At 73.4% G+C, this 18,120-nt stretch carries 11 protein-coding genes and 1 pseudogene; 5 read left to right on the plus strand and 7 right to left on the minus strand.

Annotated elements, in window-relative coordinates:
- Positions 1–816 (minus strand): maltotransferase domain-containing protein (locus ACFWVE_RS28460; RefSeq protein ID WP_384019838.1); only part of this gene is annotated, 816 nt, incomplete at its 3' end.
- A gap of 351 nt (positions 817–1,167) precedes the next feature.
- A pseudogene (locus ACFWVE_RS28465) lies at positions 1,168–1,691 on the minus strand (S8 family serine peptidase); the annotation flags it as partial.
- Between the two features lie 471 nt (positions 1,692–2,162).
- Between ACFWVE_RS28465 and ACFWVE_RS28470 the strand changes: the two are divergent.
- Positions 2,163–4,799, plus strand: coding sequence for a glycosyltransferase family 1 protein (locus tag ACFWVE_RS28470; RefSeq protein ID WP_384019841.1), 2,637 nt, complete (start codon positions 2,163–2,165; stop codon positions 4,797–4,799).
- A 44-nt stretch (positions 4,800–4,843) separates the two neighbouring features.
- Here ACFWVE_RS28470 and ACFWVE_RS28475 read toward each other — a convergent pair whose 3' ends face one another.
- The 4 genes from ACFWVE_RS28475 to ACFWVE_RS28490 form a co-directional block, all read right to left on the minus strand.
- Entirely contained in the window at positions 4,844–5,365 is a 522-nt protein-coding gene (locus ACFWVE_RS28475; protein WP_384019844.1) for a DUF1990 family protein, read from the minus strand.
- Between the two features lie 104 nt (positions 5,366–5,469).
- On the minus strand, positions 5,470–7,530 hold the full coding sequence (locus ACFWVE_RS28480; RefSeq protein ID WP_384019847.1) for a M4 family metallopeptidase: 2,061 nt from the start codon (positions 7,528–7,530) through the stop codon (positions 5,470–5,472).
- 381 nt (positions 7,531–7,911) lie between these two features.
- Positions 7,912–9,774: an ABC transporter ATP-binding protein gene (locus ACFWVE_RS28485; protein WP_384019850.1), complete on the minus strand. Its 1,863-nt coding sequence runs from the start codon at positions 9,772–9,774 to the stop codon at positions 7,912–7,914.
- A complete protein-coding gene (locus ACFWVE_RS28490) occupies positions 9,771–11,606 on the minus strand; it encodes an ABC transporter ATP-binding protein (RefSeq protein ID WP_384019852.1) in 1,836 nt (611 codons plus the stop codon). The genes ACFWVE_RS28485 and ACFWVE_RS28490 overlap by 4 nt, the downstream gene beginning before the upstream one ends.
- Before the next feature lie 205 nt (positions 11,607–11,811).
- Between ACFWVE_RS28490 and ACFWVE_RS28495 the strand changes: the two genes are divergently transcribed.
- From ACFWVE_RS28495 to ACFWVE_RS28510, 4 genes are all read left to right on the plus strand, one after another.
- Positions 11,812–12,753 carry an ABC transporter ATP-binding protein gene (locus ACFWVE_RS28495; RefSeq protein WP_384019855.1) on the plus strand — a complete coding sequence of 314 codons (942 nt, stop codon included), beginning with the start codon at positions 11,812–11,814 and terminating at the stop codon, positions 12,751–12,753.
- Positions 12,750–13,499, plus strand: a complete 750-nt coding sequence (locus ACFWVE_RS28500) for an ABC transporter permease (protein ID WP_384019858.1) — start codon at positions 12,750–12,752, stop codon at positions 13,497–13,499. The genes ACFWVE_RS28495 and ACFWVE_RS28500 overlap by 4 nt, the downstream gene beginning before the upstream one ends.
- 95 nt (positions 13,500–13,594) lie before the next feature.
- On the plus strand, positions 13,595–14,920 hold the full coding sequence (locus tag ACFWVE_RS28505; RefSeq protein ID WP_384019861.1) for a sensor histidine kinase: 1,326 nt from the start codon (positions 13,595–13,597) through the stop codon (positions 14,918–14,920).
- Positions 14,921–14,929: 9 nt separating this feature from the next.
- The gene (locus ACFWVE_RS28510; RefSeq protein ID WP_384019864.1) at positions 14,930–15,586 is read left to right on the plus strand and encodes a response regulator; all 657 of its coding nucleotides are present in this window, start codon (positions 14,930–14,932) and stop codon (positions 15,584–15,586) included.
- 56 nt (positions 15,587–15,642) lie between these two features.
- Here the strand turns inward: ACFWVE_RS28510 and glgX are convergent, their stop codons facing one another.
- Entirely contained in the window at positions 15,643–17,931 is a 2,289-nt protein-coding gene (gene glgX / locus ACFWVE_RS28515; protein ID WP_384019868.1) for a glycogen debranching protein GlgX, read from the minus strand.
- Positions 17,932–18,120: the final 189 nt, after the last annotated feature.

Raw genomic sequence — 18,120 nt, forward strand, 5'->3', positions numbered from 1 at the left:
CAGCGGCAGTGGCTCACTGGCGGTGACCAGCTCCCGCAGCGGGTACCGGGCCAGCACCGCGTCCACCTCCGGCGTCAGCCCCGCCGCCAGCCGGGACGAGGCCGGACGCCGTTCGTCGCGCAGCGCGTCCACGGCGGCGAGGAGCACGGCCCGTCGGTCCGTGTCCGGGACCCCGGCCGCCGCCTTCTCGTACAGCCGGGCGCCCTCCTCCAGCACCAGCTCCGTGTCCATGCCCGCCGGAATCTTGATCCGCGCGTGGTGCCGCCAGGTGCTGACCGGATCGCTCCAGGCCTCCACGGTGTACGTCCAGTGCCCCGTCCCCCCTGCGGTGACGGTCGCCCCCCACCGGTCGCTGCCGGGCGCCAGCTCCCGCATCGGCGTGAACGGGCCCGGCCGGCCCTCGGGGTCGGTCAGGACGACATTGGCGGCCACCGCGTCGTGCCCCTCACGGAACACGGTCGCCGACACCTCGAACGACTCCCCGACGACCGCCTTCGCCGGCCGGCGCCCCTCGTGGACCTTCGGCCGGACGTCGAGGACGGGGATACGGCCCACGGAGGTGGCGGGGGAGGTGGAGTGGGGGGAGGACGGCCCGGGCGGTGGCGTCGGCGCCGGTGAGGGCGGCGGAGTCCCGCCCCCGTTGCCCGGCCGCACCGGAGACGCTCCGGAACCGCGCTTCGCGGACGGCCGTGGCGGGCCGGGCTCCGGGGACGTCCCGGAGCCCGGGCGCGCCGGTGTCCCGGAACCGGGCCCCGGGGGCGTCTTCGCGGCGTCGGGCCGGGGTGGAGGGGATGACGAAGGGTGCTTGGCGGGCATGACCGCTCCTGTCCGCGTCAACGTGGGTGGGCGGATGACTGTGGGGAGGTGGGTCCTGCGTGGTCCTGCGTGGTCCTGCGCGATCCTGCGTGACGTACTGTGACGTTCCGCCGCTTTCCGTGGTTCGCGGCGGTGCTCCCGATGGGTGTACCGCAGGAGCCTTCCCACCCTGTTCGGGTGAGCAATCCGGCACTTTGTTAACTACTCACGCGTATGTCGACACACAAGACCGGCCTCGCCCGTGCGGGGCGGAGCCGGTCCTCGACGGGCCCGCTCCCACGCCGTCGCCCGTTGCCCGGCCGACGCCGTCGGCGGTCGTGGCGCGGGTCCGGGAACGCCGCACCAGGGCGCCGGCGTCCGCAGCAGCCGGTTCGGCGACCCGAGCCCGCGGCCGTCGGCCTTCCCGGTCGTCGCCCCCTCGACCAGGGCTTTCGTCACCTGCGCCGGAGCCGCCCGCCGGTGCCAGGCGAGATACAGCGCCGCCGCGCCCGCCGCCTCGGGGACGCCATCGACGTACCCGAGGCGGCCACCCGCCCGGTGTCGCTCGCGGCGGACGCCGACGTGATGGCGACCCCGGGGGCGAACGGATCCACGGCCGAGCCGTGGTTCGAAAAGGCCGGTTTCTTGTCCTCCCGGTCGGTCGCGCCCACCGTGACGGCCTGTTCGACCCCCGCCGGCGAGTACAGCGCGGCCGGCCCGCCCTCGTCGCCCGCGGCGACCGTGCAGCTGACACCGGACGCGATGGAGGCGCGGAGAGCGGTGTTCAACTGCGCGTTGTGGAAGCCGCCGAGACCGAAACTGGCGACCGCGGGCTTCCTCGCGTTCCGGGTCACCCGGTCGATGCCCGCGATCACCTGGGCCGCGGTCCCCTCCCCCAGTGTCACCAGGTGGCCGCCGGCCACGGAGCCCGGGTGCCCCGGTGCCGGATATCCGCCCCATGGGCGCGGCGTGCGCGGGCAGGGTCGCGGCCGAAACCGTCGCGGCGCACAGGATCGCCGTCGTGGTCGCCGTCATCACCCCCGCCCGGCGCAGACGCCGCGTACGCGTCCGTGCCATGGTCCGAGTTCCCCTCCTCGACTCGGCGTACGGCGCCGCGGGCCGGGGTGCACCCGGCGCGGGCCGGCACGCCACCGTGGCAGCGTCTCGTGCGGAACGAAGCCCCACAAGGACGCCTACGGGCAGGGAATCGGCCATATCCGTCGCGCGGCGCATCGTTCGGGTGGGGGTACGCCGGGGCCGGGTTGTCCGACTTCCGCCGGGGATACCGTTTCCGCCGGTAGTGTCGTGCGGGACGACCGAACGCACACTGCCGTCCCTTTGCACCGCGACTCGCGCCGAGGTGGAACTTGAAGGCGATCCGTCGATTCACCGTCCGACCCGTTCTCCCCGACCCCCTCCGGCCCCTCAGCGACCTGGCCCGCAATCTGCGCTGGTCCTGGCACACGCCGACCGGCGACCTCTTCCAGTCCGTCGACCCCGAACGCTGGGCCGCCTGCGGCCGCGACCCCGTACGGCTGCTGGGCGGCGTGGGGTCCGAGCGGCTCACCGAGCTGGCCGGCGACCGTGCGTTCCTGGACCGTCTCGACGCGGCCGCGGACGACCTGCACACGTACATGACCGGCGACCGCTGGTACCAGACCCAGTCCGGCACCCGGCCGCGGAGCGACCAACTGCCCGCCGCCATCGCCTACTTCTCCCCGGAGTTCGGCATCACGGCCGCCCTGCCGCAGTATTCCGGCGGGCTCGGCATCCTCGCCGGCGACCACCTCAAGGCCGCCAGCGACCTCGGCGTCCCGCTGATCGGCGTCGGCCTGCTCTACCGGCACGGCTACTTCCGCCAGACCCTGTCCCGCGACGGCTGGCAGCAGGAGCACTACCCCGTCCTCGACCCCAACGAGCTGCCCCTCGTCCAGCTCCAGGAGCCCGACGGCACGCACACCCTGGTGAGCCTCGCCCTGCCCGGCGGCCGGTCGCTGCGCGCCCGGATCTGGCTGGCCCAGGTGGGCAGGATCCCGCTGCTCCTGCTCGACTCCGACGTCGAGGAGAACGACCCCGGTGCCCGCGGCGTCACCGACCGGCTCTACGGCGGCGGCAGCGAGCACCGGCTGCTCCAGGAGATGCTGCTCGGCATAGGAGGTGTCCGGGCGGTGCGCGCGTACTGCGGGCTCACCGGGCACGCACCGCCCGAGGTGTTCCACACCAACGAGGGCCACGCCGGCTTCCTCGGCCTGGAACGCATCGCCGAACTGGGCGCCGAAGGGCTGGAGTTCGACGCCGCCCTGGAGGCCGTCCGGGCCGGGACCGTGTTCACCACGCACACCCCCGTACCGGCCGGCATCGACCGCTTCGACCGCGGTCTGGTCGCCCGCCACTTCGGCCCCGACACCGAACTGCCGGGCATCGACGTCGACCGGGTCCTCAGGCTCGGCATGGAGACGTACCCCGGCGGCGAGCCCGGCCTGTTCAACATGGCCGTGATGGGCCTGCGCCTCGCCCAGCGCGCCAACGGCGTGTCCCTGCTGCACGGCAGCGTCAGCCGCGAGATGTTCGCCGGGCTCTGGCCCGGGTTCGACCCCGAGGAGGTGCCCATCACCTCCGTCACCAACGGGGTGCACGCGCCCACCTGGGTCGCCCCCGAGGTGTTCCGGCTCGGCGCCCGGCAGATCGGCGCCGAGCGGGCCGAGGAGGCGCTGACCGTCGGCGGCTCGGACCGCTGGGACTCGGTCGCCGACATTCCGGACGAGGACATCTGGGAGCTGCGCCGGTCCCTGCGCGCCCTGCTGGTGATGGAGGTGCGGGAGCGGCTGCGCGCCTCCTGGCGGCAGCGCGGCGCCGGGACGGCGGAGCTGGGCTGGATCGACCGGGTGCTCGACCCGGACGTGCTGACCATCGGCTTCGCCCGGCGGGTCCCCTCGTACAAGCGGCTGACGCTGATGCTGCAGGACCGGGACCGGCTGATGAACCTGCTGCTGCACCCCGAGCGGCCGGTGCAGATCGTGGTCGCGGGCAAGGCGCACCCGGCGGACGAGGGCGGCAAGCGGCTCATCCAGGAGCTGGTCCGGTTCGCCGACGACCCGCGCGTCCGGCACCGGATCGTGTTCCTGCCCGACTACGGCATGGCGATGGCGCAGAAGCTCTACCCGGGCTGCGACATCTGGCTGAACAACCCGCTGCGGCCGCTGGAGGCGTGCGGCACCAGCGGCATGAAGGCCGCGCTCAACGGCTGTCTCAACCTCTCGGTGCTGGACGGCTGGTGGGACGAGTGGTTCCAGCCCGACTTCGGCTGGGCCATCCCCACCGCGGACGGGGCGGGTACCGACCCGGACCGGCGCGACGCCATAGAGGCCGCCGCGCTGTACGACCTGCTGGAACAGCGGATCGCCCCGCGCTTCTACGAGCGGGGCGGGAGCGGACTGCCGGACCGGTGGCTGGAGATGGTCCGGCACACCCTGAGCCTGCTCGGCCCGAAGGTGCTGGCCGGCCGCATGGTCCGCGAGTACGTCGAGCGCCTGTACGCGCCCGCCGCCGGCGGTCACCGCGCGATGGACCCGGACGCCGCGCGGGACCTCGCCCGGTGGAAGACCCGGGTGCGCGCCGCCTGGCACGGGGTGAGCGTCGACCACGTCGAGACGTCGGAGACGACGGGCACCGCGGAACTCGGCACCACGCTCGGGCTGCGGGTGCGCGTCGGCCTCGGCGGCCTCGGCCCGGACGACGTCGAGGTCCAGGCCGTCTCCGGGCGGGTGGACGAGGAGGACCGCATCGCCGACGCGACCCCCGTGCCGCTGAAGCCGGTGGGCGCCGCCGACCTGGAGGGCCGCTGGGTGTACGAGGGCCCGCTTTCGCTGGACCGCACCGGACCGTTCGGCTACACGGTCCGTATCCTGCCCAGCCACCGGCTGCTGGCGCAGGGCACGGAACTGGGCCTGGTCGCGGTCCCCTCGGAGGAGGTCATGGGGGCGGCGGGGCTGCTGATGCGGTAGGCGGAGGGACCAGGGCGTGTGGGACGAAGGGTCTCGAGGAGTCCTCAGAACTCCTCGAGACCCTTCGTCGCGAGGCGGCGCAGCACCGTGCCGCAGCGGCGGGCCCAGGCCTGCTGCAGTCCGCGGCCGGCCGGGCCGGCCGCCCGCGCGTACCACCTGGCCGGCCTGCTGAACGCCGAGACGGTCAGCCACACCGTCCCGTCCCCGGTGCGGTCCACGACGAAGGCCTCCTCGCCGCACTCCGGGTGACCGGGCAGCGTGCCGTACGCCCAGCCGGCTCTGCGGTGCTCCTCCACCGTCCAGACCACCCGGCAGGGCGCCCGGACCACTCCGGCGAGGGTGACGGTGACGTCGGCACCGGGCGCCGCGCGGTCGGCGGAGGTGTCGAACCCGACCCCCAGGGCCCGGTGCAGTTCCCAGGTGAGGACCGCCTCCGCGCCCTGGCGGAAGACCGCCTCACCCTCGCCGAGGCGGGTGCGGACGTGCAGGGGGTGGAATCCGGGAGGGCAGAAACCCGGCTCACGGGTCGCGCCGACGTGGTCGTAGGTGAAGTCCGCCGAAGACATGGGACCCAAGAGTAGGGCGGCGCCCGAAGCCGTCGGAACGGCGGGGCGCCGCCCCGGAGGTCCGGCCTCCGGAACGGCGCCCTGTCCCGGGTGCCGCCTGCGGCCTACGGGAAGGTGAGTCCCCAGCTGTTGATGTAGCCGGTGTCCCGGGCGGCCTGGTCCTGCACCCGCAGCGTCCAGGTGCCGTTGGCGGTCTCGGAGGAGGCGTTGACCGTGTAGGTCTCGTTGACGTTGTCCGCGGAGTCGCCGGAGCTGCGGCTCTTCAGGCGGTACGCCGTCCCGTCCGGGGCCAGCAGGTCGATGACGAGGTCACCGCGCCAGGTGTGCACGATGTCGACCGGGACCCGGAGGTTGGACGGCGCGTTGCCCGCCTGCCCGGTCACGGTGACCGACGAGGTGACGGCCGCGCCGTTGTCCGGGACGGACACGTCGGTGGTGTTCTCGAAGGTGGTGCCGCCGCCGCCACCGCCGTCGTCCCCGGAGCGTGCGCCGACGTTGATGCCGGCCCAGGCGTCCTGCACCGCCCTGTATTCGGCGCTGTCCGTGCCGTACAGCTCACCGGTGGCCGCGAGGGTGCCGGTGCGGGCGCCCGCGTAGGTGGTGGTCGAGGTGAACTTGGTGGTCAGCGCGCGGAACCAGATCTTCTCCGCCTTGGCGCGGCCGATGCCGGTGACCGGCAGGCCGTCCGAGGTGGGCGAGTCGTAGCTGACGCCGTTGATGGTCCTGGTGCCGCTGCCTTCGCTCAGCAGGTAGAAGAAGTGGTTCGCGGGACCCGAGGAGTAGTGCACGTCGATCGAGCCGATGCCGGAGTACCAGGCGTCCTTGGACGCGCCGTCCCGGCTCGGCCTGTCCATGTAGCGCAACGGGGTGCCGTCGCCGTTGATGTCGATCTCCTCGCCGATGAGGTAGTCACCGGCGTCGGAGGAGTTGGCCGCGTAGAACTCGACGGTCGCGCCGAAGATGTCGCTGGTCGCCTCGTTGAGGCCGCCGGACTCGCCGCTGTAGACCAGGCCCGCGGTGTTCGAGGTGAGACCGTGGGTCATCTCGTGCGCGGCGACGTCGATCGAGGTCAGCGGGTTGGCGTTGCCCGATCCGTCGCCGTAGGTCATGCAGAAGCAGCTGTCCGACCAGAAGGCGTTGACGTAGTTGTTGCCGTAGTGGACCCGGGAGTAGGCGCCCACGCCGTCCCCGCGGATGCCGCTGCGGCCGTGCACGTTCTTGTAGTAGTCCCAGGTCAGCGCGGCCCCGTAGTGGGCGTCGGCGGCGGCCGACTCCAGGTTGGACGGGCTGCCGTTGCCCCACACGTCGTCGGAGCCGGAGAACAGGGTGCCGGTGCCGGAGGTGCCGCGGTTCAGGTTGTACGTCCTGTGCCCGCCGCGCGCGCCGTCGGTGAGGTTGTAGGCCGACCCGGACTGGGTGGAGGTCAGGTCGACGGTGCCGCTGTAGACGGTGTGGCCGGTGGCGTTCCGGACGGCCTGCCACTCGTACAGCTTCTCGCCCGTGGTGGCGTCGGTGACGACGTGCAGCTCCTGCGGGGTGCCGTCGTGCTGGAGTCCGCCGACGACCGTCTCGTACGCCACCGTGGGGGTGCCGCTCGCGGCCCAGACCACCTTGCGCGGGGCGCGGTCCACGTCGGGGCTCTTGGCGTCCTCGGCCTTCGCGGCGGACAGCGCCTGCTGCTCCGCCTCGGCGGTGGACACCGTGGCCGCGGTCGTGGCGGGCTTCACCGCGGCCCGGGTGGCCTTGACGACGGAGTCGGCCGCGCCGGGCTTCTCGCCCTGCACGACCAGGTCGCCGCCGAGGACGGGCAGGCCGTCGTAGGTGCGCTCGTAGCGGACGTGGACGGTGCCGTCGCGGTCCTTGAGGACGTCACGGACGACGAGCTTCTCCTTCGCGCCCAGACCGAGGTCCTCGGCGGTGGCCGCCTTGGTGGCGTTCGCCTCGCGGATCAGCTCGGCGCGCTGGGCGGGGGTGAGCCGGACCGACTCCGCGGCGGGCTTCGGCCGAGCCGCCGGCGTGGCGCCCGGGGCCGCGGTGGCACTGCCGGCCTGCACGGCCGTGGCCACCAGGGCGGCGACCCCGGCGAGGGCGACCGCCGCGGTGCGGCGGCGCGTGGTGCGGGGGGTGGCGTGGGGGGTGCGTCTGTGGGAGGAGCTGCTTGTCAACACTGACTCCTTCTGCGCGGCCGCGGGTTGTGCGGCCAGGGGAGACCGGCCGACGGGTGAGGCGGCCGGGCAGAACAGGGCGGTACGCGGTACCACGTGCTGCTGTGCTGGAGCGACGGCCGAGGCACGACGGTGCGGTGGCGCTGTGGGGTTGCCGTGCGAGGGTCGTGGGAAGAGTGGCAGCTGACCGCGCTTTCTGTCAGGGGCGCGTCAATAAGTTGGCCGGAAACGGTCCGTTGTCCGGGAGTTCGGGTTCGATTAACGGAGAATTGCGCGGGTGTAACGGCGGCCACGGTCCACCCACTGCACGCCGCCGTCCCCGCCCTGTACATCCGCCCTTCCCGTACGTCTGGGCACGTGTCGCGTCGGGCTGCCTCCCTGTTACGCCAGGCTGTCCCGCCACGCCCGGTGCAGGTCCGCGAAGCGGCCCGTGCCCGCGACGAGTTCGGCCGGGGGGCCGTCCTCCACGATGCGGCCGTGTTCCATCACCAGGACGCGGTCCGCGATCTCCACGGTGGACAGGCGATGGGCGATGACGACCGCCGTACGGCCCTTCAGCACCGTCGCCATCGCGCGCTGCACCGCGCGCTCACCGGGGATGTCCAGTGAGCTGGTCGCCTCGTCCAGGATCAGGACGGCGGGATCGGCGAGCAACGCCCGTGCGAAGGCCACGAGCTGGCGCTGGCCGGCCGAGATGCGGCCGCCGCGTTTGCGTACGTCGGTGTCGTAACCGTCCGGGAGGGAGGTGATGAAGTCGTGCGCGCCGATCTCCTTCGCCGCCTGCTCGATCTCCGCGCGGCCGGCCTCCGGGCGGCCCAGGGCGATGTTGTCGGCGACCGTGCCGGAGAACAGGAACGCCTCCTGCGTCACCATGACCACCCCGCGCCGCAGTTCGGACCCCGGCAGGTCGCGCAGGTCGACGCCGTCGAGCAGGACCCGGCCGTCGGTGGGGTCGTAGAAGCGGGCGAGCAGTTTCGCCAGGGTCGACTTGCCGGCGCCGGTCGAGCCGACCACCGCGACGGTCTGCCCGGCGGGGAGGGTGAGGTCGAAGCGGGGCAGCACCTCGCCGCCGGTGCGGTACGCGAACCGGACCCCGTCGAAGACGACCTCGCGGCCGGGGTGCTCCGACCGCGGTTTCGGCAGCTCACGGGGCGCCGCCGGCTCAGGCACGGACGGGACCTGCGCCAGCAGACCGGCGATCTTCTCCAGCGAGGCCGCCGCCGACTGGTACGCGTTCAGGAACATGCCCAGCCGGTCGATCGGGTCGTACAGCCGCCGCAGATACAGCACCGCCGCCGCCAGTACACCGAGCGCGAGCGTCCTCTCCGTCACCCGGTGGGCGCCCCACAGGACGACCAGCGCGACCGTGGTGTTGGCGATCCCCCGGGAGCCGACCACATAGCGGGCCATCTCGAGCAGCGCGTCGCCGTTGGTCCGCTCGTGCCGCCGGTTCAGTTCCCGGAACGCGGCGTCGTTGGCAGACTCGCGGCGGAAGGCGCGCACCGGGCGGATGCCGTTCATCGTCTCGACGAACTTCACGATCACCGCGGCGATCGCCGTGGACCGCTGCCGGTACACCTCGGAGACCCGCCGTCGGTACGACCGTACGAGTGCGTACAGCGGGACGAAGGACGCCACCGCCACCGCGCCGAGTCCGAGGTCCAGCCAGAGCAGCAGCACCGAGATGTAGACACAGGACACGAGGACGGTCACCAACTCCTGCAGGCCCTCCTCCAGCAGCTCCCGCAGCGACTCGACGTCCGTGGTGGAGCGGGAGATGAGCCGGCCCGAGGTGTAGCGCTCGTGGAAGTCGACGCTGAGCGCCTGCGCGTGCCGGAAGATACGGCCGCGCAGATCCAGCAGCACGTCCTGGCTGACCCGGGCGGCGGTGGCGATGAACGCGTACTGCAGCACGCCGCCCGACGCAGCGCACAGCAGATAGCCCACCGCCACCGCGATCAGCGGCCCGTGGTCGGCGGAGCGGAACGCGGGTACGCCCCGGTCGATCGCGTACGCCACCAGCAGCGGGCCCGCCTGCACCGCCGCCTGCTGGAGCAGCAGCAGGAGCGCCGTCAGGGCGACCCGGCCGGGCATCGGAGCCAGCAGGGAGCGCAGCAGGACGCCGCCGGCGCCCGGGGGAGTGGGCAGGACGTCCCGGTCGAAGGGGTCGCCGGCCGCCGGGGTCCGCGGCTCGCCGTCCTTGCCGTCCTCGTCGCGGGCGGGTGCGGTGGGAGCCGCCGTCATCGCTGGTTCTCCTGTTCCGCGTGTGCTGCCTGGTCCGCCTGGTCCGCCACCGGGTCACCGGCCATCAGGTGGGCGTACTCGGCGTTGGTGCGCAGCAGTTCGTGGTGGGTGCCGACCGCCGTGATCCGGCCGCCGGAGAGCAGGGCGACGCGGTCGGCCAGCAGGACCGTGGACGGGCGGTGCGCCACGATCAGGGCAGTGGTGTCCGTGAGCACCCGGCGCAGGGCCGCCTCGACCGCGGCCTCCGTGTGCACGTCCAGCGCGGACAGCGGGTCGTCCAGCACCAGGAAGCCGGGCTGTCCGACCACCGCGCGGGCCAGCGCGAGACGCTGCCGCTGCCCCCCGGACAGGCTCAGCCCCTGCTCGCCCACCTGGGTCCGGGTGCCCTGCGGCAGCGCGTGCACGAAGTCGGCCTGCGCGACGTCCAGCGCCCGCTCCAGCTCCTCCTTCCCGGCGGCGGCCCCGGCACCCATCAGCACGTTCTCCGCCACCGCGGCAGAGAACAGGGTCGGCTCCTCGAACGCGACGGAGACCCTGCACCGCAGCTCCTCGCGGGACAGCGCGGTGATGTCCGTGCCGTCGAGGGTGATCCGCCCCGAGGTCACCTCGTGCAGCCGGGGGACCAGGGCGGTGAGCGTGGTCTTGCCGCTGCCGGTCGCGCCGACCAGGGCCATCGACTCGCCGGGGCGGATGTGCAGGTCGACCCGGTCCAGGACGGGCGGGGACCCGGAAGGGGCGTCGGGGTAGCGGAAGGTGACGTCGTGGAAGCGCAGCCCGTCGTCGCCCGCGGGGGCGGCCGGCGTCCGTGCGCGGTGGGGGCCCGGCTCCTCCTCCTCGGTGTCCATCACCTCGAAGTACCGCTCGGTCGCGGTCGCCGCCTCCTGGCTCATCGCCAGCAGGAAGCCGATCGAGTCCACGGGCCAGCGCAGCGCCAGGGCCGTCGACAGGAACGCCACCAGGGTGCCCGCGGACAGGTCCCCGTCGGCCACCCGCATGGTCCCCAGCACCAGGGTCGTGCCGATGGCCAGTTCCGGGAGCGTCACGATGACGCTCATGATGGCGCCGAGCAGCCGGGCCTTGCGCAGCTCCGTCCCGCGCAGATCCTCGGACAGCTTCCGGAACGCCCGCGCCTGGCTGCGGTGCCGTCCGAACCCCTTGACGACGCGGATGCCGAGCACGCTCTCCTCGACGACCGTCGTCAGATCGCCGACCTGGTCCTGTCCGAGCCGCGACGCCCTGGAGTACCGCTTCTCGAAGATCAGGCAGGTGACCATCACCGGCACGACGGGAATCAGGACGACCAGTCCCAGAGCCCAGTCCTGGACCAGCATGATGATCACACCGACGAGGATTGTCACCCCGTTGACCAGGAGAAAGGTCAGCGGGAAGGCCAGGAACATGCGCACCAGCATCAGATCCGTGGTCCCCCGGGACAGCAACTGCCCCGACGGCCACCGGTCGTGGAACGCCACCGGCAGCCGCTGCAGATGCCGGTACAGGCCCGCCCGCATCCCCGCCTCGACACCCGCCAGCGGACGCGCCACCAGCCACCGCCGGAGCCCGAACAGCAGTGCCTCCGCGAGCCCGAGCAGCAGCAGGTACAGCGCGCCGAGCCACACACCCGCCGGGTCCCGGTCGGCGATCGGGCCGTCCACCATCCACTTCAGGACCAGCGGGATGACCAGGCCGATGCACGAGGCGAGGATCGCGATGACGGCGGCGGTCAGCAGCCGCGCCCGCACGGGCCGCACGTACGGCCACAGACGCAGCAACGCACGGACTGTGGAGCGCGTTTCGAGAGGCGGGGGCGTGGGGGGAAGTGTGGTGGCCATCAGCAGCGAGCCTACGGATCGCCACTGACGCTGCCCACCGAGTTTTGGCCGGACCGCGCTCGGCCTTCGGACCTACGACCTGCGGCTCGGGCCGGCCGTCCACGGAAGACGCGGGAGTCGTATTACTCCATCAGCCGATCGGTTGATGCGTCCCGAGCGGGACGGCCGATGTGCGGGCGCCCCGCCCACCGGGAGGCTTGGCGCCATGCCCGTCATCGAAGTCACCGATCTACGCAAGTCCTACGGGGGCCGACCCGTCGTGCACGGCGTCTCCTTCGGCGTCGAGGAGGGCGAGATCTTCGGCGTCCTCGGCCCCAACGGCGCCGGCAAGACGACCACCGTCGAATGCGTCGGGGGCCTGCGCGCCCCCGACGCCGGCCGGGTCCGCGTCACCGGCCTCGACCCGATCGCCGACCACGAGCAGGTCGCCCGGGTTCTCGGCGCCCAGCTCCAGCGCAGCGAACTCCAGGCCAAGCTCACCGTCCGCGAGGCCCTCGAGCTGTACGCCGCGTTCTACCCGAGCCCCGCCGACTGGCGGCCCCTGGCCGAACGCCTCGGGCTCACCCCGCACCTGAACAGCCGCTTCGGCAAACTCTCCGGCGGGCAGAAGCAGCGCCTGTCCATCGCCCTCGCCCTCATCGGCGACCCCCGGATCGTCGTCCTCGACGAACTCACCACCGGCCTGGACCCGCGCGCCCGCCGCGACACCTGGGAACTCATCGAGGACATCCGCGCGAACGGCGTCACCGTCCTGCTCGTCACCCACTTCATGGAGGAGGCCCAGCGGCTCTGCGACCGGATCGCGGTGATCGACAAGGGCCGGGTGGCCGCCCTGGACACCCCGGCCGGCCTGATCCGCCGCTCGGCGGGCGCCACCGTCATCAGCTTCACGCCCTCCGCGCCCCTGGACGACCGCGACCTGAACGGCCTGCCCGCCCTCGCCTCGGTCGAGTACCGGGACGGACGCGTCACCCTGTCCGGCACGGACGAGACCGTCAACGCCGTCATCACCCTCCTCGCGCGCACCCACGTCACCGCCCACCAGCTCCGGGTCACCGACGCCACGCTCGACGACGCGTTCCTGGACCTGACCGGGCAGACCGACATCCTGCACGAGCCCGACACCACCGAGGAGGTACCGGCGTGACCGGCCCCGTGCTCAACGCCGCCGTCCTGCGGACCGAGATCCGCCTCTTCCGCCGTGAACCCGGCGGGATCTTCTGGGTCCTGCTGTTCCCCACCGTCCTCCTGGCGATCCTCGGCTCCATCCCGTCCTTCCGCGAGGCCGACCCGTCCTTCGGCGGACTGCGCCCGGTGGACGCGTACGTCCCGGTCGCCGTGCTGCTCGGGCTGATCGTCGGCGGGGTGCAGGGCATGCCGCAGACCCTCACCGCCTACCGCGAGCACGGCATCCTGCGCCGGATGGCCACCACACCCGTACGGGCCACCGCGCTGCTCGGCGCGCAGATGCTGGTGTACGGCGGGGCGGCCCTGCTCTCGGCGCTGCTCTCGCTCACCGTCGGCCGGACCGCCTTCGGCGTACCGCTGCCGCGCCAACCCTTCGGCTACCTGATCGCGCTGGTCCTGGCCGTGCTCGCCGCCCTCGCGCTCGGCGCCGTGCTCTCCGCGCTCTCCCGCACCGCGAAGATCGCGGGGGCGGTGGGCTCGGCCGCGCTCTTCCCGGCGATGTTCTGCGCGGGCGTGTGGCTGCCGGTGCAGGCCATGCCGGACCTGCTCGCCGACATCGTCGGCTGGACCCCGTTCGGCGCCGCCGCCGAAGCCCTGAACCAGGCCGCCGTCGGCGACTGGCCCGGCTGGATCCACCTGGCCGTCCTGGCGGCCTGGACGGTCCTGCTGACGGCCGTCGCCGCGCGCTGGTTCCGCTGGGAGTGAGGCCGGGAGCGGAGGCGGGAGTGGACGCGGGGGTCAGTGTGCGGGTGAGGAATGCGGAGGGTGGCGCCGGCACGGGCGCGTACGAGAATGACGGCATGACGGGGGACGCCATGACGGCGGACGGGACTGCCGGGGGCGAGAGGCCCGGGGGCGAGAGGCCCGGGGACGGGGCGACCGCGGGCGGCAAGGTCGAGCGGCGGTGGGCGGTGTTCCGCCGCTGGGGGCCGTACACCCTGCTCGCGGCCGGTACCGTGCTCTCGCTGTCGGCCGCCGACGCCATCGGCATGACCGACGGTGAGCGGTGGGCGAGCGGCGTACTGGCCGTCGTGGCCCTCCTCCTGCAACTGGCCTGGGGCCGGGCGGAGCGCAGGCGCCCCGGACCGACCACGGAGAGTGCCTGCTACTACGCCGTCCGCTGGGCCCTCGGGTTCGTGCTCACCTGGATGAACCCGCTGTTCGCCTTCTACGCGACCATCGGCTATTTCGGTATCGCCCACCAGCTCCCGAGACGCCTGGTCAGGGTGGGCCTGCTGGCCACCGCGGTGACCCTGGCGGGCTCGCAGTCGGGCGGGCTGCCGCCGGGAGACGGACTGGGCTGGGCGCTGTTCGGCGCGGTCCTCCTGGTCAACGGCCTGCTGGTGTCGCTCTTCGCCCACTTCGGCGACCTGGAGGAGGAGCGCGCCCGGGCGCAGGCCGAGGCCATCGCCGAACTGGAGCACACCAACGCCGCGTTGCAACAGGCCCTCGACGAGAACGCCGCCCTGCACACCCAGCTTCTCGTCCAGGCGCGGGAGGCGGGCGTCGCCGACGAGCGCCGGCGGCTGGCCGCCGAGATCCACGACACCCTCGCCCAGGGCCTCACCGGCATCATCGCCCAGCTCCAGGTGGTGGCGGGCACGACGGACCCCGGCCTGGTCCGCGTCCACGCCGGCCGGGCCACCGACCTGGCCCGCGAAAGCCTCGGCGAGGCCCGCCGCTCGGTGCACAACCTCGCCCCGGTCGCCCTCGACGGGGACGGGCTGCCGCAGGCCCTGGAGAAGACGGTCACGGAATGGGGCGAACGCACCGGCGCCCGCGCCGACTGCACCGTCACCGGCACGGCCGAACCCCTGCACGAGGAGGTCGCGGCCACGCTGCTGCGCATCGCCCAGGAGGCCCTGTCCAACGCCTCCCGGCACGCCGCGGCCACCCGGGTCGGCGTCACGCTCTCGTACATCGGCGACGAGGTCACCCTCGACATCCGCGACGACGGCCGCGGCTTCGACCCGCGCGTGCGACCCGCCCGCACCGGCAGCGGCGGCTTCGGCCTCGACGGCATGCGCGCCCGCGCGGAACGCATCGCGGGCTCCCTCATAGTGGAGTCCGAACCCGGCCACGGGACGGCGGTGTCGGCTCGCGTACCGTTCGTCCGCCTGAACTAGAGGACCCACATGACCGATGCCGACGACACTCCGACCGTCTCGGTCCTGATCGTCGACGACCATCCCGTCGTACGGGACGGCCTGCGCGGCATGTTCGAGTCCGCGCCCGGCTTCCGCGTCCTCGGCGAGGCGGCGAACGGCGTCGAGGCGCTGGAGCGGGCCACCGCCCTCGACCCCGACGTCGTCCTCATGGACCTGCGCATGCCCGGCGGTTCGGGCGTGGACGCCATCCGGGAGCTGGTCCGCCGGGACGCGCGGGCCAAGGTGCTCGTCCTCACCACCTACGACACCGACTCCGACACCCTGCCCGCGATCGAGGCGGGCGCGACCGGCTACCTGCTGAAGGACGCGCCGCGCGAGGAACTGTTCACGGCCGTACGGGCGGCCGCCGAGGGCCGTACGGTCCTCTCCCCGGCGGTGGCCTCCCGCCTGGTCTCCGCGGTCCGCGCCCCCGCCGCCGAACCGCGGTCCGCGCCCCTGTCCGGGCGGGAGCGCGAGGTCCTCGCCCTGGTCGCCCGGGGCACCTCCAACCGCGAGATCGCCCGCGAACTCTTCATCAGCGAGGCGACCGTGAAGACCCACCTCACCCACCTGTACGCCAAACTCGGCGTCAAGGACCGCGCCGCGGCCGTGGCGGCCGCCTACGACCGCGGCATCCTCGGCTGAGGCCGGCCGGGCACGGGCTGCGCAACGGGCCGGTGTCCGGCCGGCGCTGCGTCACGTCACCCGGCCACGCGCAGCAGCAGCACCGTCCGTCCCGCAACCGTGATCGTCGTGTCCGCGAGGTGGGGCGTGGCCGGTGGGGACTCCTGGTCCTCCCGGCCGGTGTCGACGAGGACCTCGTAGCGCTCGGCCCACGGCGGGCCCGGGAGGCGGACGTCCGCCGGTCCGTCGCCGGCGTGGAGGACGGCGAGGAAGCTGTCGTCGAGGACGCGGCCCCCGTGCTCGTCCCGGTCCGGGATGTCCCGGCCGGAGAAGTACATGCCGAGGGTGGCGGTGGGCGCGTACCAGTCCTCCTCGGTCATCTCCGTGCCCCGCGCGGTGAACCAGGCGAGGTCGCGCAGGCCGTCGGCACTGTGCGCGTGTCCGGAGTAGAAGGTGCGGCGGCGCAGCACCGGATGGCGGCGGCGCAGGGCGATCAGCCGGGACGTGAGGGCGAACAGGGCCCGCCAGCCCGGCCGGTCCAGCAGCTTCCAGTCCACCCAGCCGGTCTCGTTGTCCTGGCAGTAGGCGTTGTTGTTGCCGCGCTGGGTGCGCCCCATCTCGTCACCGGCGACCAGCATCGGCACACCCGTCGAGAGCAGCAGGGTGGTCAGCAGGTTGCGCAGTTGCCGCCGGCGCAGGGCCAGGATGTCCGGGTCGTCGGTCTCGCCCTCGGCGCCGCAGTTCCAGGAGCGGTTGTCGTCCGTGCCGTCCCGGTTGCCCTCGCCGTTGGCCTCGTTGTGCTTGCGCGCGTACGACACGAGGTCGCGCAGGGTGAACCCGTCGTGCGCGGTGACGAAGTTGACCGAGGCGTACGGGCGCCGCCCGCCCCAGTCGTACAGGTCGCTCGAGCCGGAGAGCCGGTAGCCGATCTCCCGCAGGTCCGCGGCGCCGGGCCGCCAGAAGTCCCGTACGGCGTCGCGGTACCGGTCGTTCCACTCCGACCACAGCGGCGGGAACGCCCCCACCCGGTAGCCGCCGGGGCCCACGTCCCACGGCTCGGCGATCAGTTTCACCCCGCGCAGCACCGGGTCCTGGGCGATCACCGAGAGGAACGGGACACGCATGTCGACGTCGTCCCCGTCCGCGGTGCGGGCCAGTGCCGCCGCCAGGTCGAAGCGGAAGCCGTCGACGCCCATCTCGGTCACCCAGTAGCGCAGCGAGTCCGTGATCAGGCGCAGTACGTGCGGCTGGACGACGTCCAGGGTGTTGCCGCAGCCGGTGTAGTCGGCGTACCGGCGGGCGTCGGCCCGGAGCCGGTAGTGGCCGCGGTTGTCGATGCCCTTCAGGGACAGGGTGGGGCCCAGTTCGTTCGCCTCGGCGGTGTGGTTGTAGACCACGTCGAGGACGACCTCGATGCCCGCCGCGTGCAGCGCGCGCACCATCCGCTTGAACTCGCCGACCTGCTGCCCGCCCGTCCCGGAGGCCGCGTAGCCGGCGTGCGGGGCGAACCAGCCGACGGAGTTGTAGCCCCAGTGGTTGCGCAGCCCCCGTCGCAGCAGATGGTCCTCGTGCGCGAACTGGTGCACCGGCAGCAGCTCCACGGCCGTCACCCCGAGCCGCACCAGATGGTCGATCGCGGCAGGATGAGCCAGCCCCGCGTACGTGCCGCGCAGTTCCTCCGGAATGCCCGGGTGCCGCTGTGTGAACCCCTTGACGTGCAGCTCGTACAGGACCGTGTCCGCCCACGGCGTCCCGGGCCGCCGGTCGTCGGACCAGTCGTCGTCGTCGTGGACGACGACCCCCTTCGGCACGTACGGGGCGGAGTCCCGGTCGTCGCGCACGGTGTCCGCGACCTGCTGCTCCGGCCAGTCCCGGGCATGCCCGTACACCTGGGGCGGCAGGCCCGACGTGCCGTAGTCGCCGTCCACCGCGCGGGCGTACGGGTCGAGCAGCAGCTTCGCCGGGTTCCAGCGGGCGCCGGTCCACGGGTCCCAGCGGCCGTGCACCCGGTAGCCGTAGCGCGTGCCGGGCAGGACGCCCGCCACGAAGCCGTGCCAGACCCCGTCCGTCAGCTCGGTGAGCCGGGCGCGGCTCTCCCCGCCGCGCTCGTCGAACAGGCACAGTTCGACGCCCTCGGCACCCCCCGCCCACAGCGCGAAATCGGTCCCCGCCGCCCCGTCCGGACCGGTCCGGAAGCGGGCACCCGACGGGGCCGGCGGGCCGGGCCGCACGGGCACCGTCGCCGGCGGCGGCGCGGCCGCCCGCACGCCGTTCACGGTGACGGCCGGACGCCCGTCGCCGGTGACCCGGCCCCCGGTCACCGTCTCCCGCCCGGCCACCGCCTCCTGCTCGGCTGCGCTGGACACCTGTCAGCCTCCCGCGGCTCATCATGGGACGACGGAGGGCAGGGGAGTGCGTCCGCCCAGTCCCCTGGGCGTTCCTCGGCTCCGGCCGCGGCTCCCCGGCGCGTCGTCCTCCCCTCAGTTCTGCCCAGAGCGTGCCGTGCACTCACGTTTCCCCGGGGAACGTCAGGATGCACCCCGACGTTTCCCGGG

The sequence above is a fragment of the Streptomyces sp. NPDC058632 genome (assembly GCF_042717095.1).
Taxonomy (GTDB): domain Bacteria; phylum Actinomycetota; class Actinomycetes; order Streptomycetales; family Streptomycetaceae; genus Streptomyces.